Here is a 25242-nt window from a genome sequence, read left to right as displayed (position 1 = left end):
TTTATCGTCAGGGATAACTATGCCCTTTTGTGAGCTTTGGGGCTGTTTTGTTATCGATAAAACAAGAAAAGTAAAGTTTCTATACAATATAATAAGATTCCCTTTGTGAAGAAAGACTACGATTCAACTAGAATATATAGAAACACACACAAAAAAGGGTGCGTCACAGACTTATGACACACCCTCAATATGTTGTAGTTAATGTTATGCTTATTCACCTGGCTTGAGACCTGCCTTCTCGTAAGCATCGTTAGCCAACTTGTTCTGTGGATCAAGCTTCAGAAGCTTATCCCAGTATGGCTTAGCTGTGTTGAAGTCCTGTTTGTCGTAGGTATAGATGAAGCCCATATACTGGTAAGATGTCTTCAGGTAGCTGAGTTCATCCTCATCACACTGCTTTGCTTCCAACTCATTGATTACTTCTTTGTAAGCAGCAATAGCCTTGTCGTCCAACTCGTTCTGGAAAGCAGTGTTACCCTCCTGAAGCTTAGCAAATGGCTTCAATGTAGGATACTTCTCTGCTAACTTAGCGTATACGCCGATAGCCTTGTCGATATTCTCAACCTTCTTAGCTGGATCTTTCTTAGCCTTGTTTATATAGATTTCAGCAAGCTTCATGAAGTCTGTAGGAGCAGCATTTGGATTCTTGTCCATATACTGCTGGTTGTACTCTAAAGCCTTGTCTTCATCGCCCAGCTCCTTGTAAGCTTCAGAGATATACTGCAATGGCTTAGGATCATCAGCCTTCATCTCCAATGCCTTCTGGTACTGAGCTATAGCCTCATTATACTGCTTGTTGCCAGCCAAAGCCAAACCATAATAAGCTACGATACTGGCATTCTTCTTGATAGAATCGGTGTTCATTACGATGTTTGCATGCTGGAGAGCAGATTCAAAGTTCTTTACGTCAACAGCGGCGCGCATAGCCAAAACCTGCATAGCTGCATCTTTAGGGAATTTCTGGATACCACTTTCGCAAAGGCTCAAACTTTCTTCCTTCTTTCCAACGATATAAGCTGTGAAAGCATATTCGTACTGAGTATACTCTTCAAGTGTGTTTGGCTTAGCCTTTGAGAAATACTCATAAGCCTTCTCGTAGTTGCCAGCGCTGAAGAAGTTGTGACCTGCTTCTGCCTCGATAGGGTAGTTAGGGTTGATTTCTCTCAGTTTGTTCAAAGCTTCCGCACTAGCCTGTGGGTCAATTTTACGGTAGACGTTAGAATAGCTGATATATCCCTGAGGATTCTTAGGATCCATTGTCATACACTGACCGTACCATGTAGCAGCCTCACCACCATTGTCCTGCATTGCATAGATGTCGCCTTTCAGAATGTAAGCGTCACCATAGTTCTTGAACTTAGCGATGACAGCATCAGCAACAGCGTTAGCCTGATCATAGTTTTTGTTCATTGCAAGAAGGTTACCCAAAGCAATCAATGCCTTAGGATCCTTTTTGAACTCCTTCTGGTATTCCTTGATTTCCTTGGCAAAAGCCTTAGGATCTGCATTACCAGCCTTCAATGTAGTCTCTATAGGTTTCAGCATGTCCTTATAGTTGACATCCTGTGCCATTGCAGGTGCTGCCAAACCCATGACAAGCAAACCTGCTACTAAATATTTAATAGCTTTCATAATTCTATTTTTTTATATGTGTCTCTTTCTTAGCGTTTTACATTAACGGTCTTTATAGTGATGTCACCTCTGTATGGAAGCAATCCGGTCTTGAACAGGATGAGTTGTCCTCTTGGACCTGAAATGTAGTTTGCGAAGCTCCAAGGCAATGCCTTGTGAGGGTCAACTACAATTGCATATAATGTTCTGACGAACGGATATCTTCCATCCAGCAAGTATGCCTGATATGGTTGCCAGCTGTTATATGGTGTTGCCACATCTTTGATAGATACTCGCATGACATGAATATTCTTCTTAAATGTAGTGTTGGTTGAATCACGGCGGTCGTTGAGCCAGTTAGATCCAATTACACCGATTGAGCCTGGGTTCTGATCCACATAGTCGATAACCTCTTTACTAGTTTTTGCGGCCATGATTTTTGCACCCATTTTAGCTCCGTGCAATACAGAGTCTACTACATAATTGGTTGTTGCAGAGCGGGTATTATCGAAAATGACTTCGATGTCGCCTCTCTTTGAACCTTTCACAATATCACTCCATTTAATTGCCTTACCCGTAAGGATACGTTTGATATCTTTTACCGTAATACAAGTATCATTGTTTTGCTTGTTTACAATAAATGCCAATCCATCGTAACCGATAGGGAAAACAGAAGGAATTACATTGCTTTTAGACTTCAAGTAGGCTATTTCACTATCTTTCAAATTACGTGTAGTGAATAAAAGCGCTGTTTTGAAATCTTTAATCATCTGAAGTCCGGTGACTTCATCTGTATACTTCGGCTTGAGTTTAGCTTTTGGGAACTCATACTCAAACTGACTTCTTTCTTCGTCAATGATAGGACTCAAACTCTCGTCAGCCACAAATTCAATTGTGCCTGAAGTAGGAGTATCAGTTCTACCATCTTTGGCTTTCTTCTCGCCACATGACGAGAAGAAAGCCATTGATAGTACTGTTAATCCTATACCTAAAAAAATATAAGATGTTTTTTTCATTCTATTACTGCAATCTAAATACAACTGGTACAGTATACTTAACACGTACAGCAGAACCGTTTTGCTTACCTGGTTTCCACTTAGGCATGCTCTTAACGACACGCTGTGCTTCACGGTCAAGTGAAGGGTCTACGGAACGAGCTACCTTAACATCTGAGATAGAACCATCACGCTCTACCACGAATGATACGATAACACGACCCTGTACACCATTTTCCTGTGCAACGACAGGATACTTGATGTTGCTTGCAAGGTAAGACATCAGGGCGCCTTGTCCACCAGGGAATGAAGGCATCTCCTCTACGACGTCGAAGACCTTAGTAGAAACCTCAGGTTTTGGTGCTGGTGGTGGAGGTGGAGCTGCCACTGCAATATCATTTCTTACAGCTTCAATTGTACGGTCTTTCACACCTTCCTTGTTTTCAGTACCGACTGCAACTTTGTCATCCAGTTTATCCATCTGCTTAACCTGGTTTTCCTCTTTTACGAGTTCATCCTTCTTAATGACAGGTGCGGTAAACTTCTGAGTTTCGCGAGCCACAGGAATCTCCTTTTTCATTTCAACCTTAGGCTTCACTGGCTCCTTCTTCTTTTCTTCCTTCTTAGCCTGCTGCTGGAGTTTAGCCAACTCCATAGCTTCCATATATGCTTGCTGCTCTTCAGCCTGTTTCTGTTCAATAACCTTCCAAGCTAAAAAACCACCCACGAGAGCTGCAGCAATGACCAAGATAAGCAGAGCCTTGATGTTTCTGCCAGAAGTACCCTTACGGAGCTGGTATGCACCATACTCCTTGTTCTTTCCGGCGAAAACCATATCGACCCATTTAGGATCGTAAAGATCAATTTTTGCCATTTCTTTCTTGTTTTAATTGTTAGTACACATCTTACATCTTAACGTTTCTAGACTTGAGAAGCTTCTCATCGTCTCCGTTAATCTTATCGATGACATACGTACCAATGTTCAAAATCTGCATTTCATCGAGTGCATCAACCATATTCTTATATGAAGCATTATCTGTAGGCTTGATGACGATAGTAAGAGTAGGAATCTTTCCGTCCTTCAAGTTACCAGCCTTCAAATCGCTCAACTTCTTCTGATAGATGCTATCAGGATACTGCTTAGGATTCTTCTGACGGTCCATGTTCAACTCCTTGACAGCAAGTGCGATTCTTTCTACAGGGCGTGTGCCGTTTTCTGTAGCGTGTTCTCTCAAGACCTTACGGATGCCCTGGCTACCCCATGTAGTCTCCTTGATCCATGTTGGATCATCGTACTTAGGAATACCAGCACCATAATAAATCTTGTTATCTGCTGTTACGTAGAGTGTCACAGTTTCAGAAGCCTTAGCTTCGTTCTTCTGATTTTCTTGAGTATTCTCATCATTACTTGGCATAGTCAGCTCCATAGTCTGAGGTTTGCTCAAAGATGTACACAGCATGAAGAACGTGATAAGCAGCATGAGCATATCCACCATAGGCGTAAAGTCTACGCGGACATTCATTTTCTTTTGTTTGCTTTCTTTCTTTGCCATTTATTCGTCCCCCTGTTGTTTTAACTGTGTAATCATATAGTAATGACTCTCGTCCATATCCTGGAGTTCGTTCATCACTCTCTTAACGGTCTTGTAAGGTGTAGAAGCATCTGCCTTGAGGGCAATCTTGATGTCTTCGTTTACGTTACGAGCTGCGTCAACCCACTGCTGGAACTCGCTCATACCGCCCTTAATACTGTCGAGAGGAATACCTTTAGTCTGGAGATACTGTGGACGCTTAGAAGCGTTCATTGTCAGATAAGTACTCAAGTCGCCCATAGGTACGCCGAACGTACCTTCGCTCTTGAATGTCTCAATCTGTTTTGGGCTCAATGACACGCCGAATGCTCCTGTCATTGTGCTCAGTGTAGCTCCCAACTGATCAGTATTATCAATACTCATAAATACTTGGCCCTCGCCGGTAGGATTACCAGCCTTGTCCTTTTGAGGACTAACCAAGATGGTCAAGACACCGTTCTCTGGCACCTTAATCTCAGACACAGAACCTGGTGTATTTACCTTAACTGGCTCATTCTTTACGAAAGTAGAGGTGAGCATGAAGAAGGTAAGCAGCAGGGTCATAACGTCTGACATAGGCGTCATGTCGATCCAGATGTCACTCTTCTTAATTTTTACTTTACCCATAGCGATAAAATTTTAAAGGGTTAGCAAAAATTAAGCCTCTTCTGCGTGGTTAGCTTCGTATGTCTGAGCAATTGAGTAACCTACCTCGTCGAGTGCGTATGTCAACTTATCTACCTTGTTGGTGAATGTGTTGTAAGATACAACGGCACACCATGATGTCAAGATACCGAATGCGGTGTTGATCAACGCCTCAGAAATACCTACAGAAAGTGCTGCTGAGTCAGCGCCACCACCTTCACCCATGGCCTGGAATGACTTGATCATACCGGTTACAGTACCGAGAAGACCTGTCAAAGTACCAAGTGTTACGATTGTAGCGATGATAGGCAAGTTCATTGTCAAAGTTGGCATCTCCAACTGAGTTGCCTCCTCGTGAGCCTGCTGGATCTTAGCTACCTTCTGAGCCTTCTTCAAAGATGCGTTAGCACCTGACTCCATAGACTTGTAAGCGTTCAAAGAAGCCATAACAACGTTAGCTACTGTACCGCGCTGCTTGTTGCAGAGCTGCTCAGCCTTAGCGAAATCATTTGCGTTCAAAGCTGCCTTAATGTTTGCAACGAACTTAGGAAGAGCACCTTTACCTGTAGCGGTCTTAAGAGCCAACCAACGCTCGATTGTCATAGCCAACACTGTGAGCAACAATGTGTGGATAACTGGTACGATTACACCACCTTTGTAGATAGTACCCCAAATGTCTGCTGGGTGATCCTGTACACCTGGATCCTGGAAGTGCATGTCGTTACCGAACCATGTGAAGAACAATGTGAATGCGATGATAGCACATACCACGATGATCCAGAATGCGCCTCTTACTCCCTGAAAGCCCTCAGACTTCTTAGCTGGGGCTGCTTGTTTTGTAGTTGCCATAATTTTACTTTTTTTTAAATTATTAGTTAATAAATTATTAATATTTTCTTTTTTCTTTCTCGCTTCGTAGACCTTGAATGTGTCGTTTGTCAATAAACACAGTTGGGTTATCTATTTTGCATTGGCAAAGATAATAAATTAAAGTTTACTATCAGCCTAATTAAGAAGTTTTAACGAGATATTGGCTTATTTTATACCAATATCTCGCATTTTTCTTACATTTTGCCCCTTGAACATGGTGTTTAAGCCATTTTTATTTCAACTTACCCAAAGCTTCTTTGATGCGTTTGATAGCTTCAACGATGTTCTCGTCGCTTGTTGCATAGCTCATGCGGAAACAGTCTGGATCACCGAATGCGTCACCACCTACGGTGGCTACATGTGCTTCCTCGAGAAGGTACATGGCAAAATCAGTTGAGTTGTTGATGGTCTTCACACCATTGCTCTTGCCAAAGTAGCTGTTGCACTTAGGGAAGAGATAGAAGGCACCCTGTGGCATGTTTACCTCAAGGCCTGGAACCTCTTTAGCCAACTTTACAATCAGGTTGCGTCGGCGCTCGAAAGCTACGCGCATTTCCTCTACTGCACTCTGGTCGAGTGTGTAGGCTGCTTCTGCTGCCTTCTGGCTTACAGAACATGTACCGCTGGTATACTGTCCCTGGAGCTTGTTGCAACCCTTGATGATCCATTCCGGACCAGCCAGGAAACCGATTCTCCATCCTGTCATGGCGTAAGCCTTAGATACACCATTGGCAATGATAACCTGCTCCTTCATGCCCGGTTCCTGAGCAATGCTGTGGTGCTTGCCGATATAGTTGATGTGTTCGTAGATTTCATCTGCCAACACAAATACTTCAGGATGCTTCTTGAGTACCTCTGCCAGTGCAGCCAGTTCTTCCTTAGAGTATACGCTACCGGTAGGGTTGCTTGGAGAACAGAGAATGAGCATCTTGGTCTTCTCTGTAATGGCATTCTCCAACTGCTCTGCTGTCATCTTAAAGTCCTGGTCGAAACCGGCATTCACAATGACCGGAGTACCTCCTGCCAATTTCACCATCTGTGGATAACTTACCCAATATGGTGCAGGAATGATAACCTCGTCGCCTGGATTTACGAGTGCCAATACTGCGTTGCAGACGCACTGTTTACCACCAGTACCAACGATTACTTCATTGGTAGTGTACTCCAAACCATTCTCGTTCTTTAATTTGGCTACAATTGCTTTTCGCAAGTCAGGATAACCTGGTACTGGTGAATAACGGGAATAGTTCTCGTCAATAGCCTTCTTTGCTGCCTGTTTAATATTGTCAGGAGTGTTGAAGTCTGGTTCACCTACGCTCATGTTGATTACATCAATACCTTGAACTTTCATTTCACTACTCTTCTGTGACATCGCCAGCGTTGCTGAAGGTGCCAATCTGTTTAAACGATCAGATAATTGTGCCATAATTTTATTCTTATATTTGTTTATCGTGTGCAAAAGTAAGCAAATTATTTCTTTTTCGGAAGAAAATTGAGCATTATTTCATGTTTTGTATTGAAATAATAACATAATTTTATTATCCGAGGTGCAAAGTATGCCCCATGCGGTCTCTCTTGGTCTTGAGATAACGCTCATTGTACTTGTTTGGCACAACTTCGATAGGTACATTTTCTACGATTTCCAAACCGTATGCTTCGAGACCTACGCGCTTTACCGGATTGTTGGTGAGCAGACGCATTTTGTGCACACCGAGGTGGCGGAGCATCTGTGCACCGCAACCATAGTCGCGCTCGTCTGGCTTGAAACCGAGATGGGTATTGGCGTCAACGGTATCGTAGCCTTCTTCCTGAAGCTTGTAGGCTGCAATCTTGTTCATCAGACCGATGCCGCGTCCTTCCTGCTGCATGTAGACAACAACTCCCTTTCCTGCCTCGTCTATCATTTGCATGGCCTTGTGGAGCTGCTGACCGCAGTCACAACGCTTGCTGCCCAGAATGTCGCCAGTAGCGCAAGAAGAGTGAACACGGACCAGGATAGGCTCGTCTTCTTTCCATTCTCCCTTGATGAGTGCCATGTGTTCCAGACCATTGCTAGACTGGCGGAACGGAATAAGGCGGAAGTGGCCGTATTCTGTAGGCATATCAACCTCTTCGCCCACTTCGATGAGTGATTCTTTCTTGAGTCGGTATTCTATCATGTCTTTAATAGAAATAACCTTGAGGTTCCATTCCTGTGCCATCTTCATCAGTTCTGGCAGGCGTGCCATGGTGCCGTCTTCATTCATGATTTCCATAAGTGCGCCTGCTGGATAGAGGCCTGCCATTTTACAAAGATCGATGGCTGCTTCTGTATGTCCGCTTCTTCTTAATACTCCGTTATCTTGTGCGTAGAGCGGATTGATGTGACCCGGTCTGCCGAAAGTCTGTGGGGTAGAATTCGGATCGGCAAGTGCTTTGATGGTTTCGGCACGGTCGTGTGCAGAAACACCGGTAGAGCAGCCTTCCAGTTTATCTACGGTTATGGTGAATGGTGTTCCTAATACAGAGGTGTTCTCTGAAACCTGATGAGGCAAGTCGAGTTCATCGCAGCGGCTCAGGGTGATAGGGGCGCAGAGTACACCTCTTGCGTGTTTCAGCATGAAGTTTACTTTTTCTGCGTCTATCTTCTCTGCGGCGATGATGAGGTCGCCTTCGTTTTCGCGGTCTTCGTCATCAACAACAATGACGAACTTTCCTTCCTTGAAGTCTTTTACTGCATCTTCGATGCTATTTAATTTGATTTCTGACATGTTTGATACCTTTTTATATAGTTACATTTTACTTTTTCTGTTCTTTAATCCGATGGATGATGTCCGTATTGGTCTGACTGACGACCTTGAGGTCACGGAACAAGCGCAGTCGGAATCGCCACATTCTCAAATATAGCAGTGTGCCCACTGGGAAAATGATGGCTGCAATGATGTTGAGCCATTTCCGCTCGAATGGGCGTGTATGTGCCTTGACAGAAAGAACCGGATATTGGTTCATGTCGTGCAGGATATACTTGTTGGCGGTGTTGGTCAAATCTTCTATCACCTCTTCCAATTCTGCATTGATTCTTTCTATCTCATGATCAGGCTCGTATTTGAAGAATACATTGATGAAGTTTGGAAGATGAACCAGTTTGTGTTCCTTGTTATATAAGGTGATGTCTTGGTTTATTCTTTCCAGTTTCTCTGCATCCGTCTGATAATCCGGGTCGGTGATGATAACTTCCTTGCCGAAGTAATGGCGTTTCTGTCGTAAACCGAGCAGTTTCATGAAGAGCTCTTTGTAAACATCCATATTGAATACGGAAGAGTCATTGGTTGCCTTATAGGTTACGAAGATAGCCAAAGGTGTTAATACTGCCGGTGCAAGACCTTTTCCGAACCAGATGGCCCACATTCCGCTTCTTGACATTCTGTATCCTGTATTGTCGAGGATAAAGAAGACGATGAATACAAGTACGGAGATGACGACAGGGAAACCCAGTCCTCCTTTTCGGATGATGGCTCCTAATGGCGCTCCGATAAAGAAGAAGATGAGACACGAAAGGGCTAGGGTGAACTTGTTGATCGCCTCAATCTTGTGCTGTCTTATCATGTAGTCTGCATCGCTCGTTGACATCGCTTTGAAATCAAGGTCAGAAAGCTCCTGTTGCACGGTAGACTGTGCCTGGTTTACCGCCATGAGTTTCTTGTCCTGTGGCAACTTATTATATAAGGTGTCGAAATTGAGTTTTTCGCCCTTCTTGATTTCTTTGAGAGAGTCCTTCTTGTTGATGCGCTGTACACCTCCATAGAATCTCACGTTGGCTTCGTTCAGGTAGATTCTTCCGATTGAATCATATAATTGGTTGAGCGAATCGATGTCGTGGTTGATTTTCTCCAGACTTTTACCCTTTGCATTTCCTGAAAGCGAAGCTGCATCGGTCATACTGAAGTCTCCATCAAAGTCGAGAATGATTTTCTTGGAAACGAAAGTCTCTCGTCTGTATGGTACGGCAGCAGTATTGGCAAGTGCGCTGCTTTGCATGTTCTCAAACCATTCTCCGCTGTAGAGGCTCAGAACAAGATGCTTCTTTTCTGCTGTACTCTGGAGCATGCCAGAGTCTGCCAATATGATTGCGGCATCTTCATAGCTGTCGGTCATGCGGTAAATCATGATGCCGTAAAGCTTTCCGGTTTTCAAATCCTTCTTCTGCACATAAAGGTTGCAGTTTGGAATACCATCATAGAAGATTCCTTCAGGAATTTCTAGTTCCGGGCTTTTCTGTTTCATGGAAATCAGAAGTTGTGCCAGTTTCATGTTCGACTTAGGTCCCACATTGTTCTGGAAATAGAATGAGCCAAACATGATGATGATGGTGATGACAATGAGTGAGCGGAAAGCTTGCATCAGTGAAATGCCGGCAGCCTTGATGGCTGTAAGTTCCGAACTCTCGCCGAGATTACCGAACGTCATGAGTGAAGACAGGAGAATAGCCAAAGGCAGGGCCTGTGGTACGAGCATCAGACCCATGTACCAGAAAAATTGAGCCATCACGTCCATCGTGAGTCCCTTACCGATGAGATCATCAATATATCTCCATAAGAACTGCATCATCAGCACAAACTGGCAGATGAAGAAAGTTCCCATGAAAAGGAGACCAAACTGCTTGGCAATAAATATGTCTAATTTCTTAATTCTAAGCATTTCAATATTCTGTTGTTTCAGACCTTTTCTTTATTTAAAATAATGGCAGGTCTGTTATTCAGCGTGCAAAGGTAATATAAAAAAATAAGAAAACCTTTATTTTTCGTTTTTTTTATATATATAATTAGGTGAAAGAGAGGCTGGAATGTGAGAAAAATGAGAAAATAAAACTTTTTTTGAAAATTTCTGCCGAAAAATTTGTTCAATTCAAATAAATGTATTACCTTTGCACCCGCAAATGAGAAATCAATTGCTTGGATGGCGGGATAGCTCAGCTGGTTAGAGCGTCGGATTCATAATCCGGAGGTCGAGGGATCGTGGCCCCCTCCCGCTACAAGATGAGAGACATCAACTTTTTAGTTGATGTCTTTTTTATGCTCTAAACTTTTCCACACTTATTCACTTCTCATAGATAAGTTATCCACACATGTGTTGATAACTATGTTATTTCGTTGGTTATCAGATGTTTCCCCTGTTGGTAACTGGTGTGGAAAAGATAAATATGAAAGATTTTCCTTTGTTTTTCTTGGTGTTTTCAGAATAAAATTATATTTTTGCACCACAAAAGACAACTATTATGAAGCAGCAACAAGTATATAACTTAAAAGAGTTTGCCGCTAAATACCAACTGAAGGACATATTTGGAGCCTATGCAGCTCATATTCATACAGATGTTTTAAATGGAAATGTCCTGAGAGATGTGGCGAGTGAACGAACGCTTTTTTACAAGATATTATTGGTAAAAAGCGGAAGTGTAAAGTTTGAAGTCGTCCTGGGAACTGAAAGTGCTGAGGATGAGAAACATCAGCTTACGGCAAGTGATTTGCTTGTCGCATCGCCTAAGCATGTTTATAAGTTTACCGAAATATCGGAAGATTTTGAGGCCGAATGTATTTTTGTTGATGAAGAGATTTCTAATGATCTGGTTTATCATCTTTCTGACGATAAACTCAAGGCGGCTCTTGATATCATTCATATGATTCGGGATATTGTGCGCCATCAGCATATTTATAAGGTAGAGATGATTCAGTCTATGGTGAATGTCTTGAAACTTCTGGTTTCGGAGTTGCCTTATGACAGCCTTTTGTCGACCCGAGACTTGCGCCATAAAAAGAATGTATACGAAATCTTTCTGCATTTGCTGTATCGCAATTTCAAGAGTGAGCGACAAATCCGATTTTATGCAGATAAACTGAATGTTTCTTCTGCTTATCTCTCCAGGATGGTAAAAGAAATATCGGGTACGACGGTCAATGATCATATTACCTCTCTTCTTTACAAAGAAATCTGTAATCAGCTGAAGCAGTCGGATATGACAATGGGTGAAATAGCTGATTATCTTCACTTTAACGACCAGAGTGCATTGACCAATTTCTTTAAAACAAGGGCTGGAATGACACCACTTGCTTATCGTAATCAATACAACTGATATGATTTCCGTCACATGGCCGTAAACAGAATTTCCGCTTGCCTATCTTGAAGAATAGGCAAGCGGAACAGTCAAATGTTAATATGAAATTCAGATTAGTATTATTCTATATCTTATTCTAAAGTTCTTTTATGTCAGCAGTTACATCTTTTTATTTCAGGGTGAACTTGTGTGACTGCAGCATCTCTTTTGGATCGAGTGCCTTGTCCAATTCTTCCTTACTCATGATACCCTGCTCAATAACGATGTCGTATACAGAGCGGCCAGTAGCATGGGCTTCCTTAGCAACTTTAGTACTCTTCTTGTAACCGATGATTGGGTTCAGAGCGGTAACGATACCGATACTGTTCTTTACCATTTCGTAGCAACGCTCTTTGTTTACGGTGATGCCGAGGATGCACTCAGAAGTCAGGGTTTCGATGGCGTTCTTCAACCATGTCAGACTCTCGAAGAGACTTTCTGTGATGATAGGTTCCATTACGTTCAACTCCAACTGGCCTGCCTCTGCAGCAAAGCTGACAGTTGCATCGTTTCCTATTACCTTGAAGCAAACCTGGTTGGTTACCTCTGGAATAACTGGATTAACCTTACCTGGCATGATAGAAGAACCTGGAGCCTTAGGAGGAAGGTTGATTTCGTTCAAACCGCAACGAGGACCTGAAGCCATCAGACGGAGGTCGTTACAGATCTTAGACAACTTGATAGCCAGACGCTTCAAAGCAGAAGAGTAGCTTACGTAAGCACCTGTATCTGGTGTTGCCTCTACCAGGTCGGTAGCTGTTTCGAAGTTCTCGCCTGTCAGTTTGCTGAGGTTGGCAGCACAGAGCTTAGCGAAGCCAGGAACGGCATTCAGTCCTGTACCGATGGCTGTACCACCCATATTGATCTCGTGTAAGAGTTTCACGTTGCGCTCCAGGTTGAGGATTTCCTCTTCCAGATTGTTGGCGTATGCGTTGAACTCCTGACCGAAAGACATAGGAACAGCGTCCTGCAACTGGGTACGGCCCATCTTGATGACATCAGCATATTCGTCAGCCTTATAGCGGAATGCGCTGATCAAACCTGTCAGAGCACCTACCAGATGAGTATTCATACGGATCAAAGCCAGACGGATAGAAGTAGGATATACATCGTTTGTACTCTGGCCGCAGTTGCAATGATCATTAGGAGAACAGAACTGATAATCAGCCTTTTCATGTCCCATGATTTCGAGTGCACGGTTGGCGATAACCTCGTTGGCATTCATGTTGACAGATGTACCTGCACCACCCTGTACCATGTCGATAGGGAAGTTCTCATGCCATTTACCGTCGATGATTTCGCGGCAAGCCTGACCGATTGCCCCTGAAATCTCATCGTTGATAACACCGAGGGTATGGTTGGTTTCGATGGCAGCCAACTTTACGTAAGCGATGGCGATAATGAAATCAGGATAGTCGCGCATCGTCTTGCGTGAAATGTGATAGTTGTTAATACCGCGCTGTGTCTGTACACCATAAAGTGCTTCAGCAGGAACTTTGAGTTCACCTAAAAGGTCTGACTCTACTCTAAATTTTTTCTCTTCAGCCATAATATTGATTGTTTTATTGTTAGAGAAATTTCTTATATCTTCTTCTCGGTTGCAAAATTACTGCATTTTTGGCTGAAATTCTTTATAAATTTTAGACCGATATTTGTAAAAAACTGACCAATGGGGCTAAAATACAAAAAAAAGTTGTATATTTGCAGCGGTAAGTTTTATTTTTAGGCATAAGTTGAATGCCTCTTCTTTATAAACAAAGAAATTGTATAAGCTGTATGAAACGAAAATTACACCTTATTATATATGTAGCGATCATCGTGTTGCTGACCGGTTGTGCTCAGCGGCCTAGGAAGTATGTCATTGGCGTATCCCAGTGTTCGGAAGATATCTGGCGTGATAAACTGAATGATGAACTCAAGATGGGCGAATATCTCAACGATTCGCTTATCGTGAAACTGGCTTCTTCCAACGATGATAATGTGTTGCAGAATAAGCAAATTAACCAGTTTGTCGATGAGGGCGTAGATCTGCTTATCGTATCTCCTAATCAGCTGAGTGCTATATCCAAGGCAGTAGAGCGTGCTTACGATAAAGGTATTCCTGTGATTCTCTATGACAGGAAGACCAATTCTGATAAGTATACGGCATTTATCGGCTGCGATAACTATACGATAGGTAAGTCGATGGGCACTTTTATCGCCCAGCAGCTTCAGGGAGAGGGTCGCATCGTTGAAATCAGTGGCTTAGAGGGATCTTCGCCTGCTTTGGAGCGCCATCGTGGTTTTATGGATGCTATCAAGCCTTATCCAGGGTTACAGGTTGTAGCCTCGGAGGGAGGAAACTGGAAAGAAGAGGGTGGAATCCAGGCGATGAAACGCATATTGCAACAGACACAGGACTTTGATTATGTCTTTGCCCATAATGACCGTCTTGCCTGGGGAGCTTATGTGGCTGCCCGCCAGATGAGGGTAAAGCGTAACTATAAGTATACCGGAGTAGACGGCATGGCTACCGAAGGTGGTGGTTTGGAACTTGTGCGCGATGGTATTTTCGAAGCCTCTTATCTTTATCCTACCAAGGGTGACGAGGTTATAGCGCTTGCCATGAAGATATTGAAGCATCAGCCTTATGAACGCGACAATTATCTGAGCACTTCTATCATAACCCAGGCAAATGCTGCCCTTACATTGATGGAGGCTAGAGATGCCGAGCGCCAGGCGCGAAATCTGAAGGCTTTGCATAAGCAGGTAGATCAGTATCTGTCTGATTATAACTCACAGAAAATCATGCTCATAGGTCTGTGTCTGTTCCTCTTTGTTTGCCTTGCAGCTGCGGCTTTAATTTTCAGAGGTTATCTGATAAAGGTGAAACTGAACGAAACATTGGCTAAGACAAATGGCGAACTGAAGCGACTGAATGTAGAATTGGGTGAAAAGAATGAAGAATTGAAACGATTGAATGAGGAGGTCTTGGAACTCACTCATTCCCGTCTGGTATTCTTTACCAATATCAGTCATGAACTTCGCACGCCTTTAACCCTGATAGCCGACCCGGTAGAGATGCTGCTCGAAGATACCGGCATCAAGGGCAAGAGCCGCGAACTCTTGAAGATGGTGCAGCGTAACGCACTTGCCCTCCAACAGTTGGTAAGTAACATTCTTGATTTCCGTAAGATTCAGAATGGCAAGATGGAGTTGAAACTCTATCGCTTCGACATTGTGAAGACCTTGACGATGTGGGTGGGCGACTTCCAGCTTACTGCCGAGCGCAAGCAGATCAGACTGCATCTGGATGTTGATGACTTGAAAGGTAGCCATGAAATGATTGCCGATCAGGAGAAGATTTCCCGTATCGTGTTCAATCTGTTGAGCAATGCCTTGAAATATACGCCTGCTGGTGGCGAAATCTTTGTTTCGTTGAAAGATGAAGGTGCCAATCTACGTCTTGACGTGAGAGATACGGGCAAGGGAATCTCGCAGGATGAGGCTGATAAGATCTTTGAACGCTTCTTCCAGGCCAAGGGTGCTGCCAGCGGTACGGGTATCGGTCTGGCTCTGGTGAAATCATTTGTAGAGTTGCATCATGGTGAGGCTAGGGTAGAAAGTGAACCGGGAAAGGGCTCTGATTTTATCGTTGTCATTCCTCGTGAGCAGGAGGGTGATTCACAAGTTATCCACAATGGTGTGGATATTGTGGATAACTCTGCAAATGCTTCTGCGTCAGATGGTAAGAATGTGGTAGATGAATCTGTTTTGCAATATATTGACGATGGAGACAGAAGTCGTGGAAAAGTTCAGCAGTTGGTAAGCGAGAATACCAATCGTCCTACTGTTCTGGTTATTGATGATAATACCGATATCCGTCAGTATGAGCGTACTCTTTTGCAGGATGAGTATATTGTTCTTGAGGCCGCCGATGGTAAAGAGGGATTATCCGTTGCCATGAAAGAGGTGCCTGACTTGGTGATTTGCGATGTGATGATGCCTGTTATGGACGGTTTGGAGTTTACTGAACAGCTGAAGACAAATACGGCTACCTCTCATATCCCTGTTATTATGCTCACGGCGAAGAACCTGGAGGAGCATCGCGCCGAGGGTTATGAGCATGGAGCTGATTCCTATATTACCAAACCATTCCATAGCAAGGTGCTTCTCGCCCGTATCGAGAATCTCTTGCGACAGCGTCAGCTTCTGAAGAATCTTTATCAAGGTACTAAAGAGGCTGAGAAGGAGATTTCTGAGGCTCATCTGGAAGATCGTGACAAGCAGTTCCTCAAGCAGCTTCAAGCCATTATCCAGAAGAATCTTTCTTATAGCGAGTTTGGAGTTGAGGATATGGGACAGCAGATTGGCTTAAGCCGTGTGCAGCTCTATCGCAAGGTGAAGGCGATGACAGGCTCTTCTGTTGTTGACTTACTCCGTAAGGCTCGCCTTGCCAAAGCTAGGCGTTTGCTCGAAACCCGTAGCATGAGTGTCTCTGAAGTAGCCTATGAAGTGGGCTTCTCAGCGCCGTCTTACTTCACAAAATGTTTCAAGGATGAGTATGGTATGTTACCTGGTGATGTAGGTAATGTTTTGGGAAATAACTAGTAATGAGAGAAAGCAGCTGGGGCAAAATGTCGTCAGCTGCTTTCCTTTTATGTCTCCCAATCTTCAAATTCCAGTTCAAGCTCTTTGTACTCGGGCTTGAAACTGCTGTTCTCCTTATCTTGCTTCCTGGCTTCTTCTGATGAGGCATTGCTTAAGGACAGACCAAGCAGGCGGATGGGATGAGCAGAGGAGTAATCTACCTGTTTCAGCAGCCGTTTGGCAAGAGGTAGGATATCATCCTTCTTTTTCAGAACCTTTTCTTGCGAGATGCTTCTTGTTATCTGGGTAAAATCGGCAAACTTCACCTTCAGCGTCAGGGTTCTTCCTTCGAAACCGCTTTTGGCGATGCGCTCCAGCAGTTCGAGTACAGTATGGTACAGTTCGATAATCACAGCCGTTTTTAGATAGATATCTTCCAGGAAAGTCTGTTCGCAGCCTACCGATTTCCGTTCCCGGTAGGTGATGACAGGACGTTCGTCTATCCCCCTTGCGAAATCATAGAAGATGTGTCCGGCTTTTCCGAACACTTCTACCAGATGTTCTTCGGATACTTTCCTCAGGTCAGCTCCGTTGAAGATACCCATGAAATGCATCTTTTGCAGTGTTTTCTTGCCCACGCCCCAGAAATCCTCTACAGGCAGCTGGGCGATGAAATCGAGCGCCTTGTCGGGATGAATGGTGCAGATGCCGTCGGGTTTGCGGTAATCTGAAGCCACTTTGGCGAGAAACTTGCAGTAGCTGATGCCAGCTGAGGCGGTGAGCCCGGTTGCCTCCTTGATACGGGTTTTGATATCTTTGGCAATATCCACCGCCAGTTCTATTCCTTTCTTATTCTGTGTTACATCAAGAAAGGCTTCATCTATGGAGATGGGTTCGATGAGATCGGTATATTCCTGGAATATCTGATGTATCTGATGGGATATTTTTGCGTAATAATCATGCCGGCAGGGCACGATGATGAGATTAGGGCAGCGCTGCTTGGCTTGAGCGATGGATTGCGCCGAGTGAACGCCATACTTCCTTGCCTCATAGCTGGCTGTAGAAACCACACCACGAGGTCCGTCGAAGCCTACCGCTACCGGTTTGCCCCGAAGTTCCGGATTGTCTCTTTGCTCTACCGCAGCAAAGAAGGCATCCATGTCGATATGTATGATCTTTCGCTCTGTCATTCTTGCCTTATTTTTCCCAAAAGTACAAAAAAGATGCGTTTCCACAAAATCTAAGCTGTTTTTTATTGTTCGTTAACGTTTTTGGGTATTAGCCTACATGCTCCATCGAAACAGGCTGCGTTGAGTATCGCAAGTACTTGCATTAGCCAACGAAGCTATCTGTGTCTGCTTCCGGAGTCGTCTCCGATAGCTAATGGAGTCGTCATCGATAGCTTGTTGAGTCGTCTCCGTTAATTTAACGAGTCGTCTCCGATAGCTTACAAAGCCGATTGGATATGCTAATTCAGTTACTTTTGTAAGCTCACTCAGCCACTTTAGTAAGCAGATTCAAGCACTTGAACTCATTAGCTCAAGTACATCATGACACGCTCTTAATAGTCTGTAGTGATCTATATGACTCCCTTTGGCTGAAATAGAAAAGAGTTAGTTAAGAAGTAGAAAGTAGCAGAAAAGTGTGAAATTCCGTTCATGTAATAGCAATTATGTTACAATGAACGGAATTTTTTATTCGATGAAATGATTTTTTAAGCCGCTGTTCAGACCTTTATGTATTTTTGCAACAGAAATCAAAACATTAACGCTAACAAATTAAACATTTAAAGTATGAACAACTTATTAAATGGAAAGAGCGCAGCCATGATGCTTGCACTTTCATTGGTAAATGTTACAGCAGCTTTTGCACAGGATGATAATTCAAGTGCTAAGGAAGAAGGTAATCGTAATGTGATGCTCAATGCAGCCAGTGCGAATGGTCCTCGTGAGATTCAGATAGGTTTGCCTTCTGCCGATGTCAACGTTTTGGAGAATGGCTTGCCTGTTACTTACGCAACCAATCCTCATTCTGTCAATACCATCTGGCGTGGCGATGCAAGTTTGAGCCATCAGGGATTGCTCAAGATTGCAGAGACAGCTATCACTACCGGTAACATTGGTTATGCCGTGAACTCTTTCACCCAGAAGGGACAGAAGGGATTCAATGGTAAGCTGAACTATAAGAGCAATCACTTCGGATTGCAGGAATTCTCTCTGAATATGAATGGTGATTTGGGTAAGGACTGGTACTACAGCTTTAATATGTATCAGGATTTCGACCCGGGAACCTTCAAGATTAAGTCAACTCCTTATCAGGACCGTACTCAGATTTACAAAGCTCTCCTTACCAAGAAGTATAACGGCAATCGTGGTGAGTTCACTGCCATGTATAAGTATGCCAATAGCCATAACGTGTATAGCTATGCTACCCAGAGTGCTCCATTTATCTATGTAGGTGATGGAAGCGTGAAGGAGTATGGAGATTTCAAACTCGGTACCACCTCTTATCTCCCTATCGATAACGAGATGACTTATCGCGATATGCGTACTGGTGAGTTGAAGCAGACTTCTCTCTATGATGCCTGCCTGAACAAGTCAAGCGAGGTAACCCTGATGAACAACTACCGTTTTGACAACGGTTTGAACTGGAAGGCTACCTTGAAGTACGATCACTCACGTGGTGCGATGGTTTACCAGTCACCAATGTCTATCATCGATTTGAAGAGCGCTGCCAATCAGGGCGTATATAATTATATGTATCGCGATATCGACGGACAGACTAAGGCTTACGATGGTCAGTATGTTCAGACCCGTATGTCCTGTCTCAATGCCGGTAAGATTGATGAGGCTCTTTTCACCACCGAGCTCAGCAAGAAATTCAGTACTTCCACCTTCCGTCTTGGCGTGAATGAGTGGTTCTACCATATCGATTATTGCTCAAATACAACCATGTATGACCAGAGTGTTCCTGCAGATGGCAATTATGCCTTGCGAGTTTGGGATGCAAAACAGCGCGACAGCTACTTCTACGATTTCAACAAGAACGCCTCTGAGTATTACAAGGGAAGCGAAAACAAGCTGGCTCTCTACTTCACTCACGATTGGGATGTCACCAATAAGTTGAACTTCTACTATGGTGCCCGTCTGGAGTGGCAGAAGCTGAAGGGTGAAAACGCAGCAGTGAAGAATGCCAATGGTGAATTCGTAGGCCGTTTTGCCGATTACTATCTCGGTGCTACGGCACCAGATAAGACTAAGATTGCTCCGGCAGACTTGAGTTACAACTGGTTGAACTACGATTTCTCTGTAGCAGCAACTTAAGTTGACCAATAACTTCGGCTTCACTGGCGATTTCACTTACATCGTTCAGCATCCTAAGTTCGAGGCTTTTGCCCCAGCTACATTGCCAAATACGGATAAGATTTCTGTGCCACTCGGTCGTGCAGGTATCTACTACAATAACTCATGGTTGAGTTTGACATCGTTGTTCTCTTACATCTCAAAGACCAACAACAACTCAACTCTGAACTTGCAGCATGGCAGTGAAATCAAGGCAGCTCCTATGGCTTACGATATTCAGACATGGGGTTGGACAACCGATGCTGTGGCTCATCCTTTCAAGGGATTCGATTTCCACTTCCTCTTCACTTATCAGAAGCCAACTTACAAGAAATATGAGACATCGGTTACCTTCAGTGATGGTACCCCTGGCAACATCAATGCCACTGGCAATATCGTAGCAGAGATTCCTCAGATTCTCATCGAGTTGGATCCAAGCTACATGATTACCAAGGACATCAAGCTCTGGACCAGCTTCCGTTACTTCAGCAAGACCTATGCCAACATCAATGAGGCATATTACTTCAATGGTCACTGGGAGACTTTCGGAGGTTTGAACTGGCAGGCAACCAAGCGCTTGGCTCTCGGCTGCACCGTAGTCAACTTCCTCAACCAGACTGGTGCCAAGGGTAGTATCGCAGGTGCCGAACTGATTACCAAGGATGAGGCAAAGGGAATCAAGAATCAGATTATGACGGGTAGCTATCTTCGTCCATTCACTGTAGAATTCACAGCTTCGCTGAAGTTCTAATTAGTTCAAACATAACATAATAAGATAAGGCAGTACTATATGATAATGTATAGTGCTGTCGATAATAACGAAAACAATGCTATATTCTATAGATAAACAATAACAATTAACAATAATTTTACAATGGAAACAAACAAAATGCTGATGGCTGCCTGCCTCATGTTGATGGCATCAGCTACAACTTCTGCCTTTGCACAGAAGATGAATATCGAACACAAGGGTGATACTACTATCATCAAAGTGGAGAATCCTACCAAGTATCTTCTTCTCCCTATCCAGGAAGAGAAGGATGAGGCCCAGGTTTTGCTCGATACAGGTTCTAAGGATGATACCTGGATGGACGTTCGCCTGGCTCAGAATGGTTCTGATTACTATGTGCCTTTCGCTTTGGGCAAGGGTAAGACTGCTACCGTCAAGATTCTTGGCTTGAAGAAGGATGCTTTGGCACTCAACTTGCTCAAGCTCAGCGATACATTCGACACCACCAATACCGATTACTATCGCCCATCTTATCACTTCACTCCGCTCTATGGTTGGATGAACGACCCTAACGGAATGGTGTATAAGGATGGTGAGTATCATCTCTATTTCCAGTATAACCCATACGGAAGCAAGTGGGGCAACATGCACTGGGGACATGCCGTAAGCAAGGACCTGGTTCATTGGGAGCATCTCGATCCAGCCATCGCTCGCGACCCTGTAGGTCATATCTTCTCTGGTAGTTCGGTTGTGGATAAGAAGAATACGGCAGGTTTCGGCAAGAATGCCATCATCGCCATCTATACCAACAACAGTAGTGTAAACCATGATGAGGTGCAGTGCATCGCTTATAGCAATGACAATGGTCGTACCTTTACCAAGTACGAGGGCAACCCAGTGTTGACTCCATTCGATGGCTTGAAGGACTTCCGTGACCCTAAGGTGTTCTGGTATGAGAAGGGAAAATGCTGGTATATGATTGTTTCTGCTGATAAGGAGACCCGCTTCTACAAGTCAAAGAATCTCAAGAAATGGACTTACGTGAGTGCCTTTGGTAAGGGCTTGGGTCAGCAGCCATGCCAGTATGAGTGCCCAGACTTCTTCCAGTTGCCTGTAAATGGTGATAAGAAGAACATGAAGTGGGTGATGACCATGAATATCAATCCAGGTTGCTGGTTTGGTGGCAGTGCAACCGAGTATTTCGTAGGCGATTTCGATGGCAAGAAGTTTACTTGTCCTGATGCCCACGATGTGAAGTGGCTCGATTGGGGTAAGGATCACTATGCTACCGTTACCTTCTCAAACACAGGCGACCGAGTATTGGGTATCACCTGGATGAGCAACTGGCAGTATGCCAACCTTACTCCGTTCAAGCAGAACCGTGGTGCCAACGGTTTGCCAAGAGAGTTGAAACTTTACGAGAAGAATGGCAAGTATTATATTTCTGAGAATGTAGCTCCTGAAGTATATGCATTGAGAAAGGAAACCAAGGATTTGGCTGATGCTTCTGTTGCTGATGCCAAGGATCTGAAAGGTGTTGCAGCCAATATGGAGGGTGCCTTCGAGATTGAGGCTGATGTAACACCAGATGCCAACGGTATTGCCGGTATTGAGATTTCAAACAACAAGCGTGAGCGCACCCTGATTTATTTCGATATGAAGCAGGGCAAGGTGGTTATGGATAGAACAGAGAGCGGTTTGACCGATTTTGGCAAGCAGGCAGTTCCTCACGATATCGAGTTGGCTTGGGACAAGCAGCGTGCTGCAGAAGGCAAGGAGCCTGCCCGCATCACCAACTCCATCAACTACAAGAACGATTTCGCTCTGGCTACCTGGGCTCCATTGAGTCTTTGCGAGGATGGCAAGAAGACCTATCATGTTGATATTTTCGTAGATAAGTCATCTGTAGAACTCTTCGTAGATGGCGGTCGTATCGCCATGACCAACCTCGTCTTCCCTGTAGCTCCATACGAGAATGTGAAGCTCTACACCCAGGATGGCAAGGCTGAATTCAAGAATCTGAAGGTTCATAAGCTTGGTTTGTAATCACGTAGATATTGTATGGTCGAATTGTAGGTTTAAATGTAAATAGTAATGAGTCGCAACCTGATAATATTTTAGGTTGCGACTCTTTTTTTCGGCTCAGGGGAGATTGTCCGTGGATAAAACAACCTCTGTTTCTTATTTACCGGTTTGCTGTTTCATTCCCTCAAAAAACTTTTGCTGCAATTGTTTGGCCAGTTGATTATCAGGGTTGAGTTTGAGAGCTTTCTCGTAATCCTGCATCACTTCCAGATAATAGCGTTGACCGTTTTGCCCAGGATTCTGTACGATGCGTACCATATAGAGAAAACCGCGAAGGGTACAGATGTCAGACGGGTCAGCATGCTTTATATTCTCCATCTTGGCAATAGTTTCTTCTGTCTCTTTTAGAAGATTTTCTGTTTGTGGAGCATGCGGATTCATCACGGAATAATTGAGACTTTGCAAAGCTATCTGAAACTTGGGCTGGATGCTATCAGGAAACATATCATCAATACGCTTCATCTCTGCAATACAATTAAGTATGCTCTCTGATGTCGGTTGCTGAAGTTTAGCAAGCGACTGTCCGATAAGTCCCTGCATTGTGGATTGCTGGGCATAGATAACTACAGATGTTGTCATGAAGAAGACTGACATCAATACGAATCGTTTAAAAGTTTGAAATGTCATATGCTTTATTATTTTTAAGTGAAACAAATATGCCTATATATAAAAATCTGTCTCTAGATGGAACTATCGAACGTCCGTTAGTATTATATCCGAAAATGTTTGTACGGCCGAGGATGTTGTTCAGAGAAGAATAGATAATGACCTTGGGACTTAGCAGATAAGTAAGGTTTATATCTACGCTATTATAATGTGGTGTCTTGCCAATAAGAAAATGACGTCCGCTTGCATACGATTCAGTCAGCCCGATGATTGCTTTGCCGAATGAATATTTTGCTGTCAATCTCAGATTATGCCTTGAGGCGTAGTCAGGTATTCGCTCTTCTGTGTATTCGTGATAGAATCGCTTGGAATCGTTGTAGGAATATGAAAATGCTGTGGTCAGATGTTTGAAAAGCGAATGCTCTTCTACAAAAATGTCTATACCTTTACTCTTTCCATATCCTTTCGGTTGGTAAATACCCTTTTCCCATAAAGGCAATCGCTGATATTTTTTCCAGTAGGGTTCTATTCGTATGAGTGTACCAGGCGACTTATATTGTATGGATAGGATAGCATGATCTGCCGTACTTTGTCCAAGAGATTTCTTGTTTGTTGCAAGATAGTCATCTTCTGGAGTCTGGCTATACCGACCGGTAGCGAATGAAAGCTGAAAATTCTTGTTAGGAATATAACATAGTGTAGCCCTTGGCATAAACAGCCAGTTGGCATGAGCCATATATTCTGTCCTTGTCGAAATATTCAGGAACACATGGGGCATCATCCTCCATTGGGCATCAATATGAGCAGCAAGAATATTATAATCCAACTTGTAGCAATCGTTTTCGTACTCCATGAGGCTGTTTCGCTGATAGTCCTCCATTCCTGCCGATATTTTTAGTGCATCCGAGCAAATTTTGCGTATTCCTGTTTTCAGATGTATCTCATTCCTGAAGTTGTAATATCGGTCACCAGCAATCTTCGCATCTTCTATATCGTTGAATACCGATGAGCTTGCCATACCGCAAAAGAGCGTGTAGCCAGCACCCCACTGTGCCTTATAGGTTGTGTTGGCATAGATATTATTCTCTTTGAGCGAAAGGTTTTGGTTGTCTATATGCTGTCCTACAGATGTAAAATCATAGCCAACGTATGTTTTCAATATTCCGGCATTTCGGAACTCATTCTTGTATTGTGATTCGCCAGATAGTTTTAGATAAGGCTTGTTGAAATCAAGCCTTTCTGAAAATAACTGATTGTAGATTCCCAAACTTGTTAGTGCGGCATTAAAGGATAAGCTGCTGTGGGAATATGCCTTGGTGCCACCGATGTTCCAGTCAACCAATGATGCGCTGACTCCATATTTGTCACTTGTTGCAGCATCTGATGTTTCCATAGGGAGAACGGAGGAAAGTGCTTGTCCATATTCTCCGCTATATCCACCAAGAGAAAAGTTGATACCTTTAAATATAAAAGGAGAGAATCGTCCACGTACAGCAGTATTTTCTGTGTTTGTACTATATGGAACAAGGACGTGCATTCCGTTAATGAAAGTCTGGCATTCTTCGCTTTCTCCACCACGGACATAGAGTTTTCCATTTTCTCCCACTTTTTGAGTGCCGGGTAAAGTTTGCAGGGCTGCAACAATGTCCCCGCATGAATTACCTGCCATCACAACATCTAAGGCATCCATAGTCTTGAAGTTGTCACTTCTCCCGAAACTGTAAGTGCTGGCAGATATTACAACTTCTTGGATTGCCGTAGCTTTTTCTTTCATTTGGATAGAAAGATTATGTAACTTGCAGGCATCTGTAGTCTGCATATATTCTTCAAAACCAATCATGGTAATCTTGATAGACGCTTCTCCAGTTTTTGATGTGGAAAAGGAAAACCTGCCCAGAGAATCTGTCAGGCATCCATCAATTGTGCCCATGATGAAAACATTGGCACCTGCAAGCGGTTCCTGACCGCTTTTTACCATGCCTGATATGATGGTCTGTGCAGCCAGGTTGCAGACTGTAGTCAGCAGCAATGCGATATGTATTATTCGATGTTTCATGCCGCAAAGATACTGCATGAAACTGGAGTTACCAAA

General features: G+C 43.7%; 16 protein-coding genes, 1 tRNA gene and 1 pseudogene. 5 read left to right on the top strand and 13 right to left on the bottom strand.

What is annotated here, in order from left to right; translation table 11 throughout:
• Window positions 1–210: 210 nt before the first annotated feature.
• The 9 genes from RCO84_RS10970 to RCO84_RS10930 all read right to left on the bottom strand — a co-directional run bounded on the left by RCO84_RS10970 (window position 211) and on the right by RCO84_RS10930 (window position 10369).
• Window positions 211–1632, bottom strand: a complete 1422-nt coding sequence (locus RCO84_RS10970) for a tetratricopeptide repeat protein (RefSeq protein WP_287851027.1) — start codon at window positions 1630–1632, stop codon at window positions 211–213.
• Window positions 1633–1661: 29 nt separating this feature from the next.
• Window positions 1662–2627 (bottom strand): PstS family phosphate ABC transporter substrate-binding protein, encoded by a 966-nt coding sequence (locus RCO84_RS10965; protein ID WP_317585099.1) that lies wholly within the window; start codon window positions 2625–2627, stop codon window positions 1662–1664.
• Window positions 2628–2631: 4 nt separating this feature from the next.
• Complete coding sequence (locus RCO84_RS10960; protein ID WP_144155529.1) at window positions 2632–3480, bottom strand: energy transducer TonB; 849 nt, start codon at window positions 3478–3480, stop codon at window positions 2632–2634.
• A gap of 31 nt (window positions 3481–3511) precedes the next feature.
• The gene (locus RCO84_RS10955) at window positions 3512–4159 is read right to left on the bottom strand and encodes an ExbD/TolR family protein (RefSeq protein ID WP_144155531.1); all 648 of its coding nucleotides are present in this window, start codon (window positions 4157–4159) and stop codon (window positions 3512–3514) included.
• Entirely contained in the window at window positions 4160–4804 is a 645-nt protein-coding gene (locus RCO84_RS10950) for an ExbD/TolR family protein (protein WP_264902417.1), read from the bottom strand. It lies immediately after the preceding gene.
• 30 nt (window positions 4805–4834) lie between these two features.
• A complete protein-coding gene (locus tag RCO84_RS10945; RefSeq protein WP_022120095.1) occupies window positions 4835–5671 on the bottom strand; it encodes a MotA/TolQ/ExbB proton channel family protein in 837 nt (278 codons plus the stop codon).
• A 253-nt stretch (window positions 5672–5924) separates the two neighbouring features.
• Complete coding sequence (locus tag RCO84_RS10940; RefSeq protein WP_317585098.1) at window positions 5925–7118, bottom strand: pyridoxal phosphate-dependent aminotransferase; 1194 nt, start codon at window positions 7116–7118, stop codon at window positions 5925–5927.
• Window positions 7119–7230: 112 nt separating this feature from the next.
• Entirely contained in the window at window positions 7231–8442 is a 1212-nt protein-coding gene (locus RCO84_RS10935) for a bifunctional 3,4-dihydroxy-2-butanone-4-phosphate synthase/GTP cyclohydrolase II (RefSeq protein ID WP_022120097.1), read from the bottom strand.
• Between the two features lie 28 nt (window positions 8443–8470).
• On the bottom strand, window positions 8471–10369 hold the full coding sequence (locus tag RCO84_RS10930; RefSeq protein ID WP_317585097.1) for an LptF/LptG family permease: 1899 nt from the start codon (window positions 10367–10369) through the stop codon (window positions 8471–8473).
• A gap of 260 nt (window positions 10370–10629) precedes the next feature.
• Here RCO84_RS10930 and RCO84_RS10925 point away from each other — a divergent pair.
• Both RCO84_RS10925 and RCO84_RS10920 read left to right on the top strand, forming a co-directional pair.
• A tRNA-Met gene (locus tag RCO84_RS10925) sits at window positions 10630–10703 on the top strand.
• Between the two features lie 243 nt (window positions 10704–10946).
• Complete coding sequence (locus RCO84_RS10920) at window positions 10947–11798, top strand: helix-turn-helix domain-containing protein (protein WP_317585095.1); 852 nt, start codon at window positions 10947–10949, stop codon at window positions 11796–11798.
• 151 nt (window positions 11799–11949) lie between these two features.
• Here the strand turns inward: RCO84_RS10920 and RCO84_RS10915 are convergent, their stop codons facing one another.
• Window positions 11950–13368, bottom strand: coding sequence for an aspartate ammonia-lyase (locus RCO84_RS10915; protein WP_117727162.1), 1419 nt, complete (start codon window positions 13366–13368; stop codon window positions 11950–11952).
• 227 nt (window positions 13369–13595) lie between these two features.
• On the opposite strand from RCO84_RS10915, the gene RCO84_RS10910 reads away from it, so the two are divergent.
• Complete coding sequence (locus RCO84_RS10910; protein WP_317585094.1) at window positions 13596–16409, top strand: hybrid sensor histidine kinase/response regulator transcription factor; 2814 nt, start codon at window positions 13596–13598, stop codon at window positions 16407–16409.
• Window positions 16410–16456: 47 nt separating this feature from the next.
• Here the strand turns inward: RCO84_RS10910 and dinB are convergent, their stop codons facing one another.
• Window positions 16457–17578 carry a DNA polymerase IV gene (gene dinB / locus RCO84_RS10905; RefSeq protein ID WP_317585093.1) on the bottom strand — a complete coding sequence of 374 codons (1122 nt, stop codon included), beginning with the start codon at window positions 17576–17578 and terminating at the stop codon, window positions 16457–16459.
• Window positions 17579–18214: 636 nt separating this feature from the next.
• Here dinB and RCO84_RS10900 point away from each other — a divergent pair.
• Together RCO84_RS10900 and RCO84_RS10895 are read left to right on the top strand one after the other, a co-directional pair.
• Window positions 18215–20480 (top strand): annotated as a pseudogene (locus RCO84_RS10900) (TonB-dependent receptor).
• Window positions 20481–20603: 123 nt separating this feature from the next.
• Window positions 20604–22505: a GH32 C-terminal domain-containing protein gene (locus RCO84_RS10895; protein ID WP_317585091.1), complete on the top strand. Its 1902-nt coding sequence runs from the start codon at window positions 20604–20606 to the stop codon at window positions 22503–22505.
• 135 nt (window positions 22506–22640) lie between these two features.
• Here the strand turns inward: RCO84_RS10895 and RCO84_RS10890 are convergent, their stop codons facing one another.
• Window positions 22641–23171 (bottom strand): hypothetical protein, encoded by a 531-nt coding sequence (locus RCO84_RS10890; RefSeq protein WP_153082304.1) that lies wholly within the window; start codon window positions 23169–23171, stop codon window positions 22641–22643.
• Window positions 23152–25206: a TonB-dependent receptor gene (locus RCO84_RS10885; protein WP_317585090.1), complete on the bottom strand. Its 2055-nt coding sequence runs from the start codon at window positions 25204–25206 to the stop codon at window positions 23152–23154. The genes RCO84_RS10890 and RCO84_RS10885 overlap by 20 nt, the downstream gene beginning before the upstream one ends.
• Between the last annotated feature and the right edge of the window lie 36 nt (window positions 25207–25242).

It is taken from the genome of Segatella copri (assembly GCF_949820605.1).
GTDB lineage: Bacteria > Bacteroidota > Bacteroidia > Bacteroidales > Bacteroidaceae > Prevotella.
The sequence above is the reverse complement of the archived record's forward strand: the minus strand, read 5'-3'. Positions and strand labels throughout refer to the sequence as shown.